Here is a 3,658-nt window from a genome sequence, read left to right on the forward strand (position 1 = left end):
TGCCGTCAGGGTGATTCGATAAAAAACAGCTCAGACCCCAGAAAAAACAGGGTCTGAGCTGTCAATCATTAAGGTTTGCGAAAACGTAAGGTCATACGATCACTTTCACCAATCACCTGATATTTTGCTTTGTCTTTTTCGTTATCGACTCGCAGGTTTGGTGGCAATGTCCAGACACCATTTGGATGATCTGCGGTATCAGCAGGGTTGGCATTGATTTCGGACTTTTCTTCCAGCACGAATCCTGCCTTTTCAGCCATTGAAATGACATATTCTTCGGTTAGATAACCGCTTTTTTTCATCACGGCCAGGGGGGTGCCCGGTTTGGCCCGATGGTCTGTTACGCCGAGAATGCCCCCGGATTTCAGAACATTAAAAATAGCGGTAAATGCCTGATCAGCGAAATCTCCCTGAACCCAGTTATGGACATTTCTGAATGTCAGTACAGCATCTACACTGTTTGGCTCAGCAAACTGCCAGTCAGTTTCCGGGCCAAATTCGGTCACCAGCACTTCATCATATAGTTCTGGAGAGGCTTTCAGCCAAGTGTTATATTCCTCACGAAGTGTTTGTCTGTAGGCAGATTGTGTGTCAGCAGGAAATCCCGCCGCGATTAGTTGGCCTTTACCATGTTTTAACCATGGAGCAAGGATTTCGGTATACCAGCCACGTCCAGGCCATATTTCAGCGACCCGCATATCAGCAGTAATGCCAAAGAACATCAAGGTTGCTGATGGATGGCGAAACATATCCCTGAGTCTGTTGCTTTCAGCACGTTGAGGACTATCAATTGATCTTTGCAATGAATCGTCAGCACCAGCTATTTGATTGAAAGGCAGAAGAGCCGCAAAGAGCACAATAGAAAAGATACGTTGCACATACATAATGAACTTCCTGTTTAAATCGAGGTTAATACATTACTAACTGACTGCATGATACGCTCAAGGTTGCTGGAAATAGTTACGTTTTCCGGCTTAAATTTGTCTTCTGGTAACTTAGCGGGTAGTTTGAAAGGGAAGACCACCATACGCCACACACTGATATTCTGTATCTGCCTGTCGCAAGTGTGTCCAGAGTAAACTCATTGTGATTAAGATATAAACAAATATGTCAGATAACAAAGATAAACTGAAAATTGCCTTATTAAACATCCATGGCTTGATTCGTGGCCACGACCTGGAACTTGGTCGGGATGCCGATACCGGTGGTCAGACACTTTATGTACTTGAACTGGCCCAGGCCTTATCCGAACAGGAAAAAGTCGGTGAAGTGTTACTGATTACCCGGCGAGTTGTAGACGAAGAAGTCTCACCGGATTATGCCCGTCCTGTCGAACAGCTTAACGATAAACTAAAAATCATTCGCATTGATGCCGGACCTGATGCTTATCTGGCGAAAGAACAGATCTGGGAACATCTGGATACGTTTGCCGATAATCTGGTGGATTATTTCCGCAGACAGGCGTTTTTACCGGATATTTTGCACAGTCATTACGCTGACTCCGGGTTGGTGGCATCACATATCGCCAACCAACTAGGCATTCCTCTGATACATACCGGTCATTCATTGGGACGTGTTAAACGCAGAAGACTCTTGGCCAGTGGCGTGGATATTGCCCAACTGGAACAGCAGTACAAAATGACTCAGCGCATCGAGGCGGAAGAAATTACCCTGGCGACGGCAGAGCGGGTAATAACCAGTACCCATCAGGAAATTGAAGAGCAATACGAGCTGTATGATCATTATCAGCCAGCACAAATGCGTATTGTGCCGCCGGGTACCAATGTTCAGCAATTTACCCCGCCAAAAGGCGATGAGTTGCAAAGTGAATTATTCAAACGTATTACCCAGCATCTGGATGAACCGGAAAAACCGATAATTCTGGCGTTATCCCGTCCAGATAAACGTAAAAATATTGTCAGTTTGATTGAGGCCTATGGTCAGTCTGAAATATTGCAGCGACATGCCAATATATTGATTATTGCCGGTAACCGGGATGATATTGATGATCTGGAACGTGGTGCGCAGGAAGTGTTCCATGAACTTCTGGTAGCGATTGATCGTTATGATCTTTATGGCAAAGTCACCATCCCCAAACATCATCGTCGTGATGAAGTGCCACTGATTTACCGTATTGCTGCTGCCACCATGGGAGTATTTGTCAATCCTGCCCTGACTGAGCCTTTCGGTCTGACACTGATTGAAGCGGCTGCCAGCGGCTTACCGATTGTTGCCACTGAAGACGGTGGCCCCAGAGATATCATGGCCAATTGTTTAAATGGTGAATTGATTGATCCTCTGGAAGTTTCCAGCATCAGTTCAGCGATTGAAAAGTTGATTCTGGACCAGGAATATTGGCAGCAGTGCCAGCAAAATGGATTAAAGGGCGTAACGCAACATTATTCCTGGCATGCCCATGCCAAACGTTATCTGGAAATCATTGAACCGATAGCCGCCCGGACGGAGAAACTGTTACGCCTTCCGGTTGAACGTCGTGAATCCGGACGCGATGAGAGGGCATTGGTCACCGATCTGGACTTGAATCTGGTGGGTGATGATGAATCCTTGCAGGCGTTGGTGAATTTGCTTCGTGAACATCGTAAAAGTACCAAGTTTGTGATTGCTACAGGGCGGCGGCTGGATCAGGCTCTGAAGTTGATGAAAAAACATCGTATTCCAGAACCGGATATTCTGATAACCAGTAGTGGCAGTGAGATTTATTACGCACCCAAACTGACACCGGATACGGCGTGGACCAAACATATTGATCATTTATGGTTGCCACACCGGGTCAGCAAACTACTTGATGAGGTTCCCGGTCTGGAGCGTCAGCCCAAGTCAGAACAAAGCCAGTTCAAGCTGAGCTACTACATCAATCGTGAGCAGGTCGATGTTGAAGAGGTCAAATCGTTGTTGCACCGTGAAGAATTATCAGTGCATGTACAATTAGCATTTGGTCAGTATCTCGATATTATGCCGTTAAGGGCGTCGAAGGGCATGGCCTTGCGGTTTGTGGCTGATCGTTGGCAAATGCCATTGGAACGTATCTGTGTCGCAGGTGGTAGTGGGGCGGATGAGGATATGATGCGTGGTAATACCCTGGCTGTCGTAGTGGCAAACAGACATCATGAGGAACTGTCACAGCTGGAGGATTTCTCACATATTTATTTCGCCCATAAACCATTTGCTGCAGGGATTATGGAAGCAATTGAGTATTACAATTTTTTTGAAATCCATTCTGAACAAGCAACAGGTTCACGTTAAATGAGTGCAAGACTATTACTCTGTACCGATATGGATCGCACGGTGATCCCTAATGGAATGCAGGCAGAACATCCTGATGCACGCCGGCGGTTCCGTAAGTTCTGTCAGTCTGAGCAGGTTTGTCTGGTTTATGTGACTGGGCGTCATCGCCAGTTGGTTGAAAAAGCGATTCGTACCTACAGCCTGCCTTCACCGGATTATATTATCAGTGATGTAGGCACCAAAATATTTCAGTTTAAAGATAAACACTGGCAAGAAGTGCAGAGTTGGTGTGATGAAATTGCAAAAGACTGGAACGGGCGGTCACACTCAGATCTGAAAGCCTTACTGAGTGATATTAAAGATCTGCAATTGCAGGAGTTCAGTAAGCAAAACACACACAAGCTGAGTTTTT

3 protein-coding genes are annotated in these 3,658 nt (G+C 46.0%); 2 read left to right on the forward strand and 1 reads right to left on the reverse strand.

The genetic code is table 11. The features are described 5' to 3' along the window. Positions 1–68 precede the first annotated feature (68 nt). On the reverse strand, positions 69–884 hold the full coding sequence (locus B3O33_RS08675; RefSeq protein ID WP_292359947.1) for a class I SAM-dependent methyltransferase: 816 nt from the start codon (positions 882–884) through the stop codon (positions 69–71). Between the two features lie 223 nt (positions 885–1,107). Here B3O33_RS08675 and B3O33_RS08680 point away from each other — a divergent pair, with 223 nt between their 5' ends. Then, positions 1,108–3,264 (forward strand): HAD-IIB family hydrolase, encoded by a 2,157-nt coding sequence (locus tag B3O33_RS08680; protein ID WP_292359946.1) that lies wholly within the window; start codon positions 1,108–1,110, stop codon positions 3,262–3,264. Next, positions 3,265–3,658, forward strand: a 394-nt coding sequence (locus B3O33_RS08685) for an HAD family hydrolase (protein ID WP_292363428.1), incomplete at its 3' end; no start/stop codon positions are given.

The sequence above is a fragment of the Methylophaga sp. UBA1464 genome, assembly GCF_002325665.1.
Taxonomy (GTDB): Bacteria; Pseudomonadota; Gammaproteobacteria; order Nitrosococcales; family Methylophagaceae; genus Methylophaga.

Excerpts from the sequence above, each read along its gene's own strand:
- B3O33_RS08675 (WP_292359947.1), bottom strand. The coding sequence starts at position 884 with ATGTATGTGCAACGTATCTTTTCTATTGTGCTCTTTGCGGCTCTTCTG.
- B3O33_RS08680 (WP_292359946.1), top strand. The coding sequence starts at position 1,108 with ATGTCAGATAACAAAGATAAACTGAAAATTGCCTTATTAAACATCCAT.